Raw genomic sequence first — 16,054 nt, forward strand, 5'->3', positions numbered from 1 at the left:
CACTACTTTTTAGCGGGGTAAGCATAACAATTAATCATCATTTTAATAAATGAAAGCAGCAGCTAGCAAAATTAAAGCTTAAAAAATAGCAGGATGATCATGTACCTATTTTTAATGTGTTATTATTTAAAAATCATATTTAAAACAGCCAGTTTGTTGCTACATATATAAATTAAGGACTCTCAAAAAATGAAAAATAACGATACCTTTAACACCATTGCTACGTTAATTTTTAAGCATCTTTATAATAATTTTCCAAGCCCAAGTCAGTTAGATCCTAAACAAGTAATTAGCGATGCCTCAGATCAACAAAGTGAAGAAATTAAAGGCACTATTGCCTTTCTTATTCATGAGGAGTATATATTTTCAACACCCAGCGCTACCTTTTTGCTTACTGAAAAAGGCTTTAGCCACGCTTTGTGTCCAAAGTTTTGATCTAACTTTATTTTTAAACACTAAAGCTTAAGTGAATTACTATAAGAAGTTACAACAATGAGTGATTTTATTTGGTTACTTCCAGCAGCGGTACTCACTATCATTTTAATTAAACTGATTAAACAATCTAAAAAACTGCCTTAGCTTTTTATTTAATGAGTACGCTTTAGCAATTTTTGGATTTGCGCGTTTACCATTCTTGGCTCATCATTTTGTGGATAGTGGTAACTTTTACCGGTTAGCACTGTCTCACCTTGAGGAAAAGCATTAGCCCAGTTTGCATGCAGTTCTCCCAACATTTCACGCCCTTTATCAGTAAAAAATAACACCGACGGATTTTCATACTTTTTAACTGAGGCAATAACCGTCACAGGAATATCAGCTATTTGTGGGTAATCGGGCAAAGGTCGCTTAGACCAAAAGTCTACATACTGATTTGACATACCGTTTTTCATATCATCACGTTTTATCGCGGCAATTTCTTTTTCAGCGCGCGATAAATCAATCTTACGCATAATATCAACATCATGCTCTGAGGCGGGTTCAATTAACATTAACGCTTTAATGTTATCAGGCTAGCTTGCTGCAAATACTCTTGCGATATAAGCTCCATAAGAATGCGCCACATAAATCACCGGCTCTTCAATTTTTAATGCTTTAAGTAATAGTGAAGCCTCAGCAGCATACTCCTCTGAGCTATAGTTTTTCTTTATTTGCGCTGAGCCGCCATTGCCAATTCGAGAATAACGAATTACTTTTGCATGCTTGGTAATCGCTTTATAAATGGGTTCCCAATCACTTAAACCGGCAGAGCCAACTGCCTCAAGTAAAACAGTGTGTTTACCACTACCCGCCATTTCATATTCAATATCAAAGCCATTTACTTGCACTTTAGCAAGCTCAGCAAACACAACGCTTGAGGTGATTAATACCCAAATAGAATCGTTTTTATTATTAGTTTCATGTTGTTAAAGCTAATTAGTAGTTAGCTTAAGTGTATAACATTAAGCACTATGTTTATAAATAAATTCTCTAACGCATACCCTTAAAAATAAATAATCACATCAATCATGCTTAAATCATGTTTTGGCTGATAGATTTCCTTATTCAAACCTATAAACCTCTGTGACCCTATGCCATAATCTAAATAATTCATAAATTTAGTAACTTGGCGGAATACCAACCGTTTCAAGCTAACTTATAGGGTGTTTAAATGGCTTATCAAGAGCAAAATCAAGCAACAATCTATTGGCACGACTACGAAACCTGGGGGGCAAGCCCGCAAAAGGATAAGCCGAGTCAGTTTGCCGGTGTACGCACCGATCTTGATTTAAATATTATTGGCGAGCCGCTTATTGAGTACTGTAAGCCTCAAGCGGATTATTTACCGCATCCTGAGGCGTGTTTAATTACTGGTATTACCCCACAAGTTGCGATGCAAAAAGGCTTAGTTGAGGCTGAGTTTATTGCTAAAATTCATGCCGAATTTAGCGTGCCCAATACCTGTGTGGCTGGTTATAACAGTATTCGCTTTGATGATGAAGTAAGCCGATATAGCTTTTATCGTAACTTTTACGACCCATATGAGCGTGAATATAAAAACAATAACAGTCGTTGGGATATTATAGATTTAGTGCGTGCCTGCTATGCACTTCGGCCTGAGGGTATTGAGTGGCCATTAAAAGAAGATGGCAGCCCAAGTTTTAAACTTGAGCATTTAACTGTCGCTAATGGTATTGAACATGCCGCTGCGCACGATGCATTAAGTGATGTAACGGCTACCATTGCACTGGCTAAATTAATAAAAGAAAAGCAACCTAAGCTGTATCACTTCTTTTTTAGTTTGCGCAATAAAAAAGCCCTTGTTGAATTGGTGGACGTGTTTAACATGACCCCATTAGTGCATACATCGTCGCGTATTCCAGCAACCCAGGGTTGTACCACGTGGGTGGCACCTATGAGCTTTCATCCTGTTAATAAAAACGCAGTTATTTGTTTTGATTTAACCCAAAACCCACAGGTATTACTTGATTTAAATGTAGAAGAGCTACGCAAGCGTTTATACACCAAACGTATAGATTTAGCAGAGGGTGATTTACCCGTAGGTTTAAAATTGGTGCATTTAAACAAGTGCCCTATTTTAGCGCCAGCTAAAACGCTACTGCCTGAAAACGCTGCTCGCTTGGGTATTGACCGCGAGCAATGCTTGGCTAATTTAGCCATTTTAAAAGCCAATACTGAGCTTCGCGATAAAGTCACTGAGGTATTTAATGAGCAAGGCGATTTCAGCGCCACTACAAACGTGGATTACTTATTATATGATGGCTTTACTAGCCATGCTGATAAAGCCAAATTTGCGATTATTCGTGATGCAAAACCTGAAGACTTGGCAAGTTTAAAGCTTGAATTTGAAGACCCTAAATTCAATACTTTATTATTTAGGTACCGCGCCCGTAACTGGCCACAAACGCTAAACCAGCAAGAGCTTGATCAATGGCGTCAATATTGCCAAAGCAAGTTAATGCATGGCGAAGATCAGCCATCAATCAGCGCGCAAGATTTTATGATCACTCTTGAAAACCTAGCGCATGAACATGACGACAGTGAAAAAAATCTTACAATTTTAAAAGCGCTGTATAACTACGCGCAAAGCATGTAATTTGCTTTAGTGTATATAACCCATGAAAAACGCGACACTTTAGCAAAAAGTGTCGCGTTTTTTGTATATAGTTAGGTAAGCGAAAGTTAATCCCACAAAGAGAAGTACTATAGGAGTAAATGAGAAAAACATAAAAACAACATTCATTTTTTATGTGTATCACTTTCTCTAAAAACGCAGCGTCTCTTAGCCTCTTTGTGAACAGTTTACTTTTACCAATTACATTACTTTTTATGCAGTGCTTCAATACGCGCTAGTAAACTTGAGGTATCGTACCTGCCGCCGCCAAGTGCCTGTACATCGGCGTAGTATTGATCGACCGTTGCAGTCATTGGCAGCGTTGCACCGTTATTTTTAGCTTCATCGAGTGCAATACCTAAATCTTTACGCATCCAATCTACAGCAAAACCAAATTCGTACTCGCCTGCCCACATTGTTTTGTAGCGGTTTTCCATTTGCCACGAACCAGCTGCGCCTTTAGAAATGGTTTCTATTACTTTTTCGCCATCAAGCCCTGCTTGTTTAGCAAAATGTAAGCCTTCAGCTAACCCTTGCACTACACCAGCAATACAAATTTGGTTGACCATTTTACATAATTGCCCTGAGCCAACTTCCCCTAATAACTGGCTAAAACGGCTAAACGCCGCCATGATAGGTTGTGCTTTAGCAAATACCGTTTCGTTGCCACCGGCCATAACGGTTAACACCCCGTTTTCAGCACCTGCTTGACCGCCTGATACTGGCGCATCAATAAAGTCGATATGCTGTAAAGCCGCTTTTGCCGCAACTTCACGCGCTACCTCAGCAGAAGTAGTTGTGTGATCGATTAAAATCGTGTTTTTGTCCATACCAGCTAAAACGCCATCATCGCCGTATACCACTGACCGTAAATCGTCGTCATTGCCAACACACATAAATACCATATCGGCACCGCTTGCAGCTTCACGCGGGGTAGGTGCAAAACTGCCGTTAAAATCTTCAACCCATTTTTGTGCTTTAGCTGCTGTGCGGTTATAAACACATACGCTGTGCCCTGCTTTTGCTAAATGCCCCGCCATTGGGTAACCCATTACGCCTAAACCTATAAATGCAATTTTAACTGACATAAAAATGACCTATTTAACTGATAACTTAGAAACATAAGCTCGATTATGTCAATCGGCCGCAAAAAAAGCGAATGAAAGTCTTTTAAAATTTCCCTCATACGGAAATTAGGTAGGTAATCTATGGATAGTATTTATCAATTTAACGCACCACTTTGTAATAACGATGATTTTTCTTTGAGTCAGCTAAAAGGAAAAGCGGTTCTTATTGTTAATACCGCCAGTAAATGTCATTTTTCTGCGCAATTATGCGCGCTAGAAAAGCTATATCAACAATACAAAAACGATGGGTTTACTATTTTAGCCTTTCCGTGTAATCAATTTGATAAAAATGAGCCATTAGAGGGAATGGCCATTAAAGACTATTATCAAAAACATTTTTCAATTAATTTTGAGGTGTTTAATAAGGTCATGGTAAATGGCCCAGATACGCATCCACTGTTTAGTTATTTAAAATCTCATACAAGGGGTATTGCACAAAACCGAGCAATAAAATGGAACTTCACTAAGTTTTTAGTTAATGCACAAGGGCAGCTGGTTGCTCGCTATGCACCGCGAACTAAACCGGAGTCATTACATAATGTAATAACAAGCTGCTTAGAATCAGTGCCCGTTATAAAACCGACGACCGCTCGTTTAGGAGTCCGTTCGGCTGTATTAAAATAATCCTGTCGTAATTAAAACAACAAGAGTGAAGCATCTATAGTAAGAATAGTTTATGGTAATAAAATAATTGATTACTTGGAGCTAGTTAATGGATATTGCTTTTTTTAGTGCTCAGAAATATGAGCGCCCTTTTTTTGAGCAAAGTTTAAATGGCTTTTCTAACATCACTATTACTTATTTTGAGCAAAGTTTATCGGCGCAGACGGCAATATTAGCTAAAAACTTTGACGCTGTGTGCGTATTTGTCAACGATTCTGTTGATAAAGCGGTAATTGAGCAACTTGCCACATTGGGTGTTAGCGCTATTTTATTACGCTGTGCGGGGTTTAATAACGTTGACTTGCCCGTTGCCAAACAGCATAACTTAAGCGTATTACGCGTACCCGCCTACAGCCCTGAGGCAGTCGCGGAGCATTGTGTTGCCCTTATGCTTACCCTCAGCCGTAAAACACACAAAGCTTATAACCGCGTACGCGAAGACAACTTTGATTTAAATGGCTTACTTGGGTTTAACTTACATAACAAGACCATAGGTATTATAGGCTGCGGTAAAATAGGCTTGGCACTGTGTAACATTTTAAATGGTTTTGGCGCTAACGTTTTAGTGTGTGACCCTTTTGCAAAACCAGGCAATTACACTATTACCGATTTAAATACCCTACTTGCCCAAAGCGATATAATTTCACTGCACTGCCCGCTGAGCGAAGATACGCATCATTTAATCGATGACGTTGCATTTAATAAAATGAAAACCGGGGTCATGCTCATTAATACTTCGCGCGGTGCGCTGGTAAACAGCCAAGCGTGTATTAAAGCACTTAAATCACAAAAACTGGGGTATTTAGGGCTTGATGTGTACGAACAAGAATCAGAGCTGTTTTTTAAAAACCACAGTGAAGAAATAAATCAAGACGATATATTTTCTCGCTTAGTGAGTTTTAGAAACGTGTTAATAACAGGGCATCAAGGCTTTTTTACTCAAGAAGCTCTAACCGAAATCGCTAATATAACATTACAAAATGCAAACGAGCTTGCTCAAGGGCAAACGCTAACCAATCAAGTATTGTAATATCAAGTCATTTAAACTGTAAAAAGCGAACTTTCGGGTGACTCCCAATAGTTCGCTTTTTAAAACGGCATTTTTAAATTCGCGTTTAAAAGTTTTTAACCAAACGCTACATTTACAAATACTAAGGTCATAAGTATAGGACACACAAAGCGAATATATTGTGCAAACCAATAGTGCGGCCCACTACTTGCCTTGTGCAGCTTATTACCACGTTGCCATAGCCAGCCTACCGTTATAAAGTAAAATAGCCCCATTAACGGCAATTGGTATTGGGTAAATACCATAATCACTAAACCAAACAACCAATCAAAGTTTAAAATAATGGTACTGGCACAAATAAGCACAACAGCACTGACTGCCCATGTTGCTTTGGTTCTATCTACACTGTGGTTTTCAACCAAAAATGCCACAGGGATCTCAGTTGACGAAATAGTTGAGGTAACTGAAGCTATCGACATCAATACAAAAAATAATAAGCCAACCAATAAACCAATTTCACCCATAGTGCCAAATAGCTCAGGTAATATGGCAAAAATAAGTTGTCCCTCACCAATTAATTTACCGTTATTAAATACTTCAACGCCATTGTACTGGGCAACATAAATAGCCGGAATTATTAATAAGCCCGCCAAAAACGCCACGCTGGTATCAAGTAGCGCAACACTTGCGGTTAATTTTGGTAAGTTAGCTCCGGGTTTTAAATATGAGCCGTAAATCATCATACAGCCTACCCCAAGCGACAACGAAAAGAACGCTTGCCCCATTGCGGCAATAATTAAATCAGGGTCGAGTATTTTGCTAAAGTCAGGCACTAAATAGGCAGCAAACCCTTCGCTTGCGCCATCTAACGTTGCAATATAAATAATAAGCCCAATGAGGAGAACAAGTAAAAGCGGCATTAAACGGCGTGACCAGGTTTCTATTCCCGACTTCACCCCTTTTAAAATAATACTGGCGGTTAGAATAAGCATAAGCGGCGTAAAAATAAAATTACGTAACATAGAGTCACTATGTAAAAACTCACTCAAGCTCTGCAAGCCAAAAAAGCTACTTATAGGCTCTATAGCGTAGGAAAGCATCCAACCGGCCACAATTGAGTAAAAACTTAACATAACGATGGCACCGGCAAGGCCAATATAGCCTGCTGCGGCTCCCACTTTAGGGGCGTGATCTTGCCATGCTTGGCTTAGTGCTTTAACAGGGTTAGCTTGGGCTTTGTAACCTAAATACAGCTCGGTGTACAAAGCAGGTAACGCCAGCAAAAAAATAACGATAAAGTAAACCAGTAAAAATGCGCCGCCACCATGATTAGCAGCCTGCGTAGGAAAACCCCATATATTACCTAAGCCTACCGCTGCACCGGCTGCTGCCAATACAAAACCTAGTCGACTTTGAAAACCATCACGCACTTGTGCCATACACCTACAAATCTGTTATTATTTTAACGAATGCGAATTAAACCATATTTAAGAGCGACTGAGTAATAAAAATGTACTTAGCGCTCACAACAACTAACAACCGCTCACAAACTATCCAGCTTTGGGTAATAAATATGTAATCGGTCGTCATTTATAACGAGCAATGATGAGTGTAACTTACTTTGAAAACCAGCTAGAAATCACGCCCGCTTTAGCAAATAACAGCCATTGCATTGCGTTGCTTAACGCGACCACCCTCAATGTGGGTGAATTTGATTTACCCCACTATTTAAGCCCTTTTGAGCTCAATGTTATTAATCGGCGTAAAAACCCACAAGCTAAACAAGAATATTTAGCCACACGTTTAGTGCTTAAATACCTAGTAAAAACCGCTTGTTCTTCTTATGCATCATTAAAGCTGTGTGATATTAGTTCTGAATTTAACCCCGATAACAGTAAATTAGAATTACATATTAAAAATACAACAGGCGTTATCAGTTGCTGTATTTCTCATTCTCATGGTTTTGTAGGTGCAGCGTTAAATGTAGCATCAACTCAATTTGGCTTTGATATTGAAAAAATTAATTTAAAGCGCCCTTTTAATAAACTCGCTAAACACTTTTACCATCCAGCCGAAGTGAGCTTAATAATCGATTCAGATAACATAACAACTCAAGCACATCATTTTTTTAGGATTTGGACATTAAAAGAAGCGCTGGCTAAAGCCACCAGCCGCCCCATTGCTCAATTATTAAGCCCTAATGTGTTTAACGAACTTAATAACACTCAGCTTACAGCTTGTAGCAATACCGTGGTTGGAGCACATAACGACATGTTTGATATTAGCGTTGTGGCAAAAAAAAGCACCGACTGGCGGTGCTCAATAATAACTATTAACGATTTACGCAGCGCAATCACTTTCTAGTAATCGACTATGAATCGCTTGAACCACGGCATCAGACTCGCTTTGCTCAACTAAAAAGCACAAGTTATGTTTACTTGCACCATGGCAAATGAGTCGAATATTAAAATCACTTAACACTTTCATTAAATTCATTTCATGTTGGCGCAAAACAATTTCAGAGCCAATTAATGCCACCAGCGTTAAATTGTTTTCAACCGATACATGGCAAAATTCAGCAAGCTTATCTAAACATGCTTGATCTAGCTCTGGGCGTGATGCATTAGGCGCATTATCAAGGGTAATTGCTACACTAATTTCAGAGGTGGTGACCAAATCTACCGAAATATTGCACTCACTTAAAATAGTAAATATACGCGCTAAAAAGCCACTGGCTAATAACATTTCTGGGCTTTTAAGGGTTAATAATATTTGATTTTTACGTTGCGTTACCGCACGAATACCAGGTAGCTGCGATTTTTCACGTTCAATCCACGTACCGCCAAGTTCTGGCTCTGTGCTTGAGCCAACAAACACATTAATATGGCTGCGACTGGCAGGCAAAATTGTAGCTGGGTGCAACACTTTAGCGCCAAAGGTCGCCATTTCTGCTGCTTCATCAAAACTTAAACGCGCAATAGGAGTGGCTTTTACACACAAACGAGGATCGGTGCTAAAAATACCCACTACGTCAGTCCAAATATGCACACTTTTAGCGTTAATAGCCTCAGCAAGCAGTGCAGCACTATAATCTGAGCCACCTCGACCGAGCGTGGTCGTTAAATTGTTTGCATCGCTACCAATAAACCCTTGGGTCACAATAACGCTATCATCAAGCAGCGGAATTAAATGTGCTTTAGCGGCTTGCGCTGTGGCGCCCACATTTGGTGTTGCTTTACCAAATTGGCTATCGGTTTTAAGCACCTGGCGCACATCAAAACGAGTGGCATTTAAACCCTTTAACCTTAGTACTTGGGTAAATAAGTACGACGATAAACGCTCGCCAAAGCTAAGTAGCTCATCGAACTGCTGCTCAGTATTGAGTGTTTGTGCCGCCAACGTTTGAAATGCATCAAGCGTTTGATTAAACCCAAGGGCTAAATCATCATCTAACGACAGGTCATTTAAAATAGCCTGCTGAATCGCAAGTACACCATCAATATGCTGTTGGCGCTTAGCGGCTTCAATACCCGCTTTGCAAAGCTCCACTAAATGATTGGTCACTCCGGCACTGGCGCTTACTGCAACAATACGTACATTTTTATCGTTTACGATAATTTCGCTACAACGGCTCATCGCCTCAAAGTTAGCAACGCTGGTGCCACCAAATTTGGCAACAATGTAATCTGATTTTGTGCACTGTGAACTTTGTGGCACTGATTGGGTAGTCATTTCGTCTCCTTTCGCGGCATCCAAACCGCAATAAAACAAGAAGAACTTGGCAGGAAATAAAGATAAGAAAAATCTACTGCCAGAAGCTCTCCACCTAAATTGGTGACAGTTTTGAGGATTCAGCCCCATAAACCGAAAAACAATGGTAACGACCCATTATTTTCCTCGGCGAGTACTTCCCTCCTTAATGGTCGCAGGCTGTCGTTGCCTCACATTAAGTACCTAAGTATCGCACCTCTTCTGAATGTATTATTAACCTGTGGCTAATAAAACAAAACCGCACTAAGAGTGCGGCTTTGAAAGTTATCGTTTAGACGTCTAGCTGTCAAGTCGTTTTACTATAAATTCAAATAAAACTACCCATTAAGTAAGAGCCCGCATAACCAAAGGTGTAACACAGTAATAAATACAGCGATAAGCGAAGGTAACTTGCAAACGTCAGCTCTTTTACCTTACTCATGGCTATAATACCGGCCGCCGAGCCAATGATTAGCATAGAGCCACCTACACCGGTTGCATACGTAAACGACAACCAATGCTGTTGACTCATTACAATGTCGGCTTTTAATAACGCTGCCGTTAGTGGCACGTTATCAACACCTGCAGATAAAATACCCATTAAGTAGTTTGCGTACTCTGGCGCCATTACCGTATACAAATTAGTAAATTGGCTCAGTACCCCAACTTCTTTTAACGCACCAACAAGCAGTAACACACCCACGAAAAACAATAAGGTGTCGTACTCTATGTCGCGTATAAAATCGATCATATCTTTGTTGATGTCTTTTTTGCGCATTAAAAATTGCGCGACTAAAAACATAATAGATAAACCCAATAAAAAAGTAAGCAGAGGCGGTACACTGTATAAAACGCTCAATGTAAGCGTAGCAATAACCGTAGTGAAGAAAATAACCGCAATGGTTATGTCGGTTTTTTCAATACGTTTAAATTTAGTTTTTTTAAACTCGAGTTGCTTATTCATGCCAATTGATAACAAAGTAGCCAGTAATAATACACTTAGTAACGCAGGCACAATTAACAGTAATAAATTGCTAATTGATACTTTACCATCAAGGAAAATCATAAGTGTGGTTACATCACCCGTGATAAGTGATACACCACCGGAGTTTACAGCAAATACAATAAGCGTGGCGTACTTAACTAACTTTTTGGCTTCAAGCTTTAATGACATAATCACTGCCAGTGATATTAGCGTGGCCGTAACGTTGTCGGAAATAGATGAAAATAAAAACGCAAAACACCCCACCAAAAACATCAGCTTACGCTCACTAATGCTGGTTGGCATAATCCGGTTCACAACATTTTCGATAAGTCCTTTAGAGTTTAAATAGGCAACAAAGGTCATTGCGGCCATTAAAAACAGCCATAAAGAAGCAATTTCTAAAATATTGTGGTCTAGGAGGGTTTGAATCGTTTCGGGGCTTTGCCCATTAAGAGGAAAAATAAAGGAGATAATCCAACAAAGTGTACCAAAAAATAATGTCGTTTTTGCTTTGTTTACGTGGATCACATCCTCAATAACGATAAGCAAAAATGCAATCGCTATCAGCGTCAGGATAATCGAGGAAACCATGATATTAAACAACCTTCGGGGTTAAGTAAAAATTGAAACCATGTAAAAAATATACCCACAAACTCTATGTGCCTATATTCGGCGCGGATACTATCACTAAGCGGGTGTAAAAACTATTATTAAATCGTCGCAAAAACGAATACCATATAAGTTCGAGAAATATAAAATAACGAATACTAGGAAGTTGCAACGCCTTATGATCCCAGCTAAAAAGCTACTTAATACCCTAAATGAACACTGGGGTGTATTAGAGCTATTATTTAAGCGCTTTAAAATGGCCGACTTTAGTATTAAAGATCTTCAAAATGCCATTAAGCAAAAGCAACCCACGTGGAATAATGAGCGTATTTATAAAGAAACCAACCGGTTATTGAATCAAGAAATTATTATTCCGCTGGCTAAATCGTCACAACTGGAAATTAACCGCGCCATTGCCGACTTTGCCACCTTTTTACTGCAAGAAGAACATTTAGGCTTAGCACAAGAAATTAGTGTCTTGGTTGATGATTTGGCCCGTTTAGGTAATCGGCTATTCAATGCCGGTGAAATGGAAGATTTTGATGATTTACGCCGCTTTAGCCGTATTATGGATGATCGGGTTCGTAAAATAATTAAGCTGTTTTTACATAACGAAAACGCTATTTTAAATATTGTTGAGCAAGCCAAATCTAATAATGCGGTGCAGTCGCTACAAAAACGCTATAAAGCCGTGATAGAAGCGTTTGATGAGTATATAGAACCCATGCTGGAAATGGTGGATATTAGAGGCGACTTTCATGCCTGCTTTACCCTTATTGAGCAACAAATTAGCACCCAAATAGAACACATTGAACGCTCAGGCAAAGCGTACAACGATAAACGCATGCTTGAGCAATTGCGTACCCGCATTCTAGAAATGCACTTAGTTGGCCGGACAAGCTTACGAAAAAGTGCCGATATGCTTATGCCACTGCGTGAAGAGTTGCGTCGTAACAACCTTGTTACCCGCCAAGTAGCAAAAGTATTAGGACTAATACGTAAAAATGGGGTAAATAATATGCTCAGCGCCGTGCAGCCACATTTTGTAAGCGATGCGCAAAAGTATTCATTGGGTCAACAGCGCCATATAGTAGCCTACATGGCAAGCCTGGCTGAGTTTGAGCATCACGAATATCAGCTACCAGAGCAAAACGATGTGCCTGCGTTTGTCACGCCAAACATTCCTGACTATCACGATGTAAAAGCGCAGTTTGCAAAACGCTTCAAAAAGCAGCGTAAAAAATCACAGCCTTTGCTGCAATTTTTAGATGAAAGCTATCCTGAGCTTGAAGCCGATGAAATGCTGTTTTTGTATCAAAAGTTGGTAAGCGATAGCACCCTAGAAATTAGCCAAAGCGATAAGAAAGCCCGCGTTAACATTGCAGGCCAGCACTTTTCTTTGTACCCCTTTAATTCAGAGCCTCAGGCTGATAAAGCCGAGCACGAGTAATGACCATGACACAGATAAACTTAAATGAGCTTTCTCACTTACAAGCCATTAATAAAAAATTAGTCGCGGGTTACCACATTTGCGAACAAGACACCGTAATGTGGCAAGAGCTTGACCAACAAATTGAAGCTTACAGCGCCTTATTCACAGCATTAGGCCATGATTTAAAGCACGATAGCCGTGGTTTTTATTATTTTGCCAGCGATGAAAGCACCCCAAACATGGGTAAAATTTCCCGCGCTGTAGCGCTCACTATTTACATTTTAATAGAGCATTTTGCCAATATAGGTAAAGACCCAATGCGCGCATTATTTGACGAGCCAAACGATTTAGAGCTAATGCAAACCTTGGTGCAACTTAATAAACATTTATTTGATCAGCTTGAAATATTCTCGGGTTCAGACTTACGCAAAGATGTGTATTTACGCATGGTACGTTTAGGCCTTGCCCGCGAAGTGGAAGGCGGCTTTATGCTACAGGCGCCAATTCATCGCTATATTGATGCCTTAATGGAAGTAAATGAAGAAACCTTTTTAGGAGAGGACGAGGAATGAAAAACTTATACGGACTGAGTAAACTCGCCCTACTTAATACTGCAGGCTATGCAAAGTGTGTGATCCCACTTGATAAAAGTAGCTCGATTTGTGCGCCTAACAACACAGGTAAAAGCTCAGTAATTAATGCACTGCAATTTCCGCTAATTAACGATTTACGCCTAACCGAGTGGGATGGCCACGATTTAGATGAAACCCGTAAGTTTTATTTTTCATCAGATCAATCGTACATTTTATTGCAAGCCGATTTACCCCATGGCTCAGTTGTCATTGGCGTAGCCGGCTTAGGTAAAATTGCCGGTTATGCACACCAATACTTTTGCTATCAAGGCAAACTTGATTTAGCCCAGTACACCCAAGGCAATACCATTATTAAGTTTACCAAGCTGTTTAATCACTTAAAGCAGCAAGGTTACAACCCGATAGAGCTTAAAGCGCAAGAGTTAAACGCCCTACTTACAGGCGGTGCAACGCAATTTGATGGTGAGATCAATTTAAAAATGATCCCCCTTAACAACGTTCAAGACTCTGCAATATACAAAGAAATATTTCGTCGTATTCTTAATTTACATAAATTAGGTGCAAACGACGTTAAGCGCTTTATGTTACGTGTGTTTGAACGCCACATGTCAAATTCAAAGGTCGACTTTTACGAAGTATGGCGCCGGTCGTTTGATAAAGTAAACCGCGCAAAACGTGAATTAAAAGCCCTCGAGTCAATGCAAGAGCCCATAGCCGCCCTTGAATCAATGCTTGAAAACCAAACCGTTCTTAAAGGTAAACTGGCCGCTTATGCGCCAAAAATTGACCAAGCACTGATTGATTTTGATACGTATCAGGAAGAGCAACTAAGCGAGCTCAACATCGCTCTTGAAGATATTGAGCACGAAAAGCACGAGTTCGAACAAAAGCAAGGGCTATACGTGCAACAATCACGCGATATAGAGCGCAAACAAACCCAAATTGAACAGTGGTTTTTAGATTACAACGCCCTTAAAAGTGAGTTTGAGCTGGTTAATAAAGCCACGCTAAAAACCGGCTTAACGCAGTTAAAAAATGACTACGAGTCGTTGTCACACTCAATAACGAGTGCTCAAGGGCAAAGCCTGCACACCCTTGATTACCGCATTGGCGAAACACAAAAACAAATTAAAAGCTTAAAGTTACAACTTAAAAACTTAGAATATAATTTATTCACTCGTATGCGTGAAGACTTATCACTGAAAGAAGTTGAAGAAATATCGCGGCTATTAAACCCCGATCTTCTCTCCTTTGCCACCACCAGCAATGGCGATATAACCATTGATGATGACGACGCTTTCGGGGAATTTTTATCACAGCTTAGTGAAAACATGAAAGGCGGTGTGCTCACCCTGCCCGGTGCCAGTATTAAACTTAAAAAACTCTCACCTGTGCAAATGCAAAGCGGCGAAAACAAAGAGCAACTGAGTGCTCAATTAACCGCGCTTGAGCAATCATTAAAAGAGTTTAAACAACAGCGCGAAGTGGCCGCCAATGTTGCAGATAAGCAAAAAGAAAAAGACGCGCTATACGATGAGCTTATTAGTGCTGAAAGTGCACTTAAACGCTTAGAGCAATTTGAAGTGATGCAACAATCGGTTGACGCGCAGGCGATGCTAAAAGAGCAGCTTTTAGCCGAACGCGAACAAGTTGACGACTACCTACAAGATATTCAAAAAAACAGTGGCTCAATTGCTGACAGACGATCACTAATCAAATCAAAACAAGCGCAAATTAATCGTCAAACAGAGCGCCTGCGCCAAGTTAAAACCGAGCGTATTGACCACACGTTAGATTTATACAGTGGTAAAGTGACGCCTTACATGATTGATATAAAAATCGATTTTGATAATTTAAGCGATTTAATTCATCACTTTAATAAAGACTGCCAAGAGCTTCGTAATTTCGATATAAATGTACGTAATACCTATATGCATATTTACAATGCAGGTATTACCAAGTTCGATAACGAAAACGATGAGTTTAGTAAATACCAAAAACTTATTAGCGCGTTTCATAATATTGATAACGAACGTGATGCCGTTGAGCGCCAAGGTCGCGTTGCCCTCACCGAAGTGGCCGCCACGATTAAAGGCTTACGTGAAGATTTAGACCGCCTACGCCGTGAAATGAATAGCTTTAATAAAGGCATAAGCCAGCACCGCATTTCAAACCTGCAAGCGTTTAAAATTAATATTATCCCGCGCAAAATGTTGGTAGATAGCATTGATACCATTATCAGTACATCTAACCAAATTGAACAAGGCGATACCCTGGATTTACTCAGCCATGAGCCGTACAGCGAAAGTGCGGTAAACGACGCAAAAGATCATTTAATTAAACTCGCCTCAGACAAAGCAGGCCTGACCCTCACCGATTTATTTGATATTCGTTTTGAAGTGGTTAACCGCGCGGGCGAAACCGAACACTTTGAAAAAATAGATTCGGCTGGTTCAAATGGTACGCGTATCACCATTAAGCTGTTATGTGGCATGTTGTTTATTCGTTACTTATTAAGCGATCAGGAACAAAACTTATACCGTATACCTATTTACATAGATGAAGCGGCTGATATCGATCCGCAAAACCAAAAAGCAATTATAGAAACCGCCCTGAGCTTTGGCTTTGTGCCAATATTTGCTTCGGTTAAACCGCAAATAAGTTGTGATTATATTGTGCCAATTCGTTCAGTAAAAGACGGCGCACAAAACTGGGTAGATGAAAAAGATTGGATTGAGGTTGAACATAAAGCCTCTCTACTGGACTAAGAATTA

12 protein-coding genes, 1 pseudogene and 1 riboswitch are annotated in these 16,054 nt (G+C 39.9%); of the genes and pseudogenes, 8 read left to right on the plus strand and 5 right to left on the minus strand.

The window, feature by feature from the left end; genetic code table 11:
- Positions 1-189 precede the first annotated feature (189 nt).
- Positions 190-435 carry a hypothetical protein gene (locus tag MTN97_RS03555; RefSeq protein ID WP_248473701.1) on the plus strand — a complete coding sequence of 82 codons (246 nt, stop codon included), beginning with the start codon at positions 190-192 and terminating at the stop codon, positions 433-435.
- A gap of 152 nt (positions 436-587) precedes the next feature.
- Here MTN97_RS03555 and MTN97_RS03560 read toward each other — a convergent pair.
- Positions 588-1,399: pseudogene (locus MTN97_RS03560) on the minus strand (alpha/beta fold hydrolase).
- A 249-nt stretch (positions 1,400-1,648) separates the two neighbouring features.
- Between MTN97_RS03560 and sbcB the strand changes: the two are divergent.
- A complete protein-coding gene (gene sbcB / locus MTN97_RS03565) occupies positions 1,649-3,094 on the plus strand; it encodes an exodeoxyribonuclease I (protein WP_248473702.1) in 1,446 nt (481 codons plus the stop codon).
- Positions 3,095-3,318: 224 nt separating this feature from the next.
- Here sbcB and MTN97_RS03570 read toward each other — a convergent pair whose 3' ends face one another.
- Entirely contained in the window at positions 3,319-4,200 is an 882-nt protein-coding gene (locus MTN97_RS03570; protein ID WP_058154791.1) for an NAD(P)-dependent oxidoreductase, read from the minus strand.
- 120 nt (positions 4,201-4,320) lie between these two features.
- Between MTN97_RS03570 and MTN97_RS03575 the strand changes: the two genes are divergently transcribed.
- Complete coding sequence (locus tag MTN97_RS03575; RefSeq protein ID WP_036982413.1) at positions 4,321-4,863, plus strand: glutathione peroxidase; 543 nt, start codon at positions 4,321-4,323, stop codon at positions 4,861-4,863.
- Between the two features lie 88 nt (positions 4,864-4,951).
- Entirely contained in the window at positions 4,952-5,932 is a 981-nt protein-coding gene (locus MTN97_RS03580) for a 2-hydroxyacid dehydrogenase (RefSeq protein ID WP_036982411.1), read from the plus strand.
- 95 nt (positions 5,933-6,027) lie between these two features.
- Here MTN97_RS03580 and MTN97_RS03585 read toward each other — a convergent pair whose 3' ends face one another.
- Positions 6,028-7,350: a sodium-dependent transporter gene (locus MTN97_RS03585; protein WP_138626938.1), complete on the minus strand. Its 1,323-nt coding sequence runs from the start codon at positions 7,348-7,350 to the stop codon at positions 6,028-6,030.
- A gap of 166 nt (positions 7,351-7,516) precedes the next feature.
- Here MTN97_RS03585 and MTN97_RS03590 point away from each other — a divergent pair, with 166 nt between their 5' ends.
- A complete protein-coding gene (locus MTN97_RS03590; RefSeq protein WP_248473740.1) occupies positions 7,517-8,275 on the plus strand; it encodes a 4'-phosphopantetheinyl transferase superfamily protein in 759 nt (252 codons plus the stop codon).
- Here the strand turns inward: MTN97_RS03590 and lysC are convergent.
- Positions 8,252-9,643, minus strand: a complete 1,392-nt coding sequence (lysC, locus tag MTN97_RS03595; protein ID WP_248473703.1) for a lysine-sensitive aspartokinase 3 — start codon at positions 9,641-9,643, stop codon at positions 8,252-8,254. The two genes, MTN97_RS03590 and lysC, sit on opposite strands and share 24 nt — an antisense overlap.
- A 75-nt stretch (positions 9,644-9,718) precedes the next feature.
- A riboswitch (Lysine riboswitch) is annotated at positions 9,719-9,891 on the minus strand.
- A gap of 98 nt (positions 9,892-9,989) precedes the next feature.
- Positions 9,990-11,237: a sodium:proton antiporter NhaD gene (nhaD, locus tag MTN97_RS03600; protein WP_036982403.1), complete on the minus strand. Its 1,248-nt coding sequence runs from the start codon at positions 11,235-11,237 to the stop codon at positions 9,990-9,992.
- 196 nt (positions 11,238-11,433) lie between these two features.
- On the opposite strand from nhaD, the gene MTN97_RS03605 reads away from it, so the two are divergent.
- From MTN97_RS03605 to MTN97_RS03615, 3 genes are read left to right on the plus strand one after another with little or no spacing between them, the layout of a single operon-like run.
- Entirely contained in the window at positions 11,434-12,705 is a 1,272-nt protein-coding gene (locus tag MTN97_RS03605) for a hypothetical protein (RefSeq protein WP_248473704.1), read from the plus strand.
- A gap of 5 nt (positions 12,706-12,710) precedes the next feature.
- Positions 12,711-13,259, plus strand: coding sequence for a condensin complex protein MksE (locus MTN97_RS03610; RefSeq protein WP_248473705.1), 549 nt, complete (start codon positions 12,711-12,713; stop codon positions 13,257-13,259).
- The gene (locus MTN97_RS03615; RefSeq protein WP_248473706.1) at positions 13,256-16,048 is read left to right on the plus strand and encodes an ATPase; all 2,793 of its coding nucleotides are present in this window, start codon (positions 13,256-13,258) and stop codon (positions 16,046-16,048) included. The genes MTN97_RS03610 and MTN97_RS03615 overlap by 4 nt, the downstream gene beginning before the upstream one ends.
- Positions 16,049-16,054: the final 6 nt, after the last annotated feature.

Source organism: Pseudoalteromonas sp. 2CM36K, from assembly GCF_023161865.1.
GTDB classification, from domain to species: domain Bacteria; phylum Pseudomonadota; class Gammaproteobacteria; order Enterobacterales; family Alteromonadaceae; genus Pseudoalteromonas; species Pseudoalteromonas tetraodonis.

Excerpts from the sequence above, each read along its gene's own strand:
- MTN97_RS03555 (WP_248473701.1), top strand. The coding sequence starts at position 190 with ATGAAAAATAACGATACCTTTAACACCATTGCTACGTTAATTTTTAAG.
- sbcB (WP_248473702.1), top strand. The coding sequence starts at position 1,649 with ATGGCTTATCAAGAGCAAAATCAAGCAACAATCTATTGGCACGACTAC.
- MTN97_RS03570 (WP_058154791.1), bottom strand. The coding sequence starts at position 4,200 with ATGTCAGTTAAAATTGCATTTATAGGTTTAGGCGTAATGGGTTACCCA.
- MTN97_RS03575 (WP_036982413.1), top strand. The coding sequence starts at position 4,321 with ATGGATAGTATTTATCAATTTAACGCACCACTTTGTAATAACGATGAT.
- MTN97_RS03580 (WP_036982411.1), top strand. The coding sequence starts at position 4,952 with ATGGATATTGCTTTTTTTAGTGCTCAGAAATATGAGCGCCCTTTTTTT.
- MTN97_RS03585 (WP_138626938.1), bottom strand. The coding sequence starts at position 7,350 with ATGGCACAAGTGCGTGATGGTTTTCAAAGTCGACTAGGTTTTGTATTG.
- MTN97_RS03590 (WP_248473740.1), top strand. The coding sequence starts at position 7,517 with ATGAGTGTAACTTACTTTGAAAACCAGCTAGAAATCACGCCCGCTTTA.
- lysC (WP_248473703.1), bottom strand. The coding sequence starts at position 9,643 with ATGACTACCCAATCAGTGCCACAAAGTTCACAGTGCACAAAATCAGAT.
- nhaD (WP_036982403.1), bottom strand. The coding sequence starts at position 11,237 with ATGGTTTCCTCGATTATCCTGACGCTGATAGCGATTGCATTTTTGCTT.
- MTN97_RS03605 (WP_248473704.1), top strand. The coding sequence starts at position 11,434 with ATGATCCCAGCTAAAAAGCTACTTAATACCCTAAATGAACACTGGGGT.
- MTN97_RS03610 (WP_248473705.1), top strand. The coding sequence starts at position 12,711 with ATGACACAGATAAACTTAAATGAGCTTTCTCACTTACAAGCCATTAAT.
- MTN97_RS03615 (WP_248473706.1), top strand. The coding sequence starts at position 13,256 with ATGAAAAACTTATACGGACTGAGTAAACTCGCCCTACTTAATACTGCA.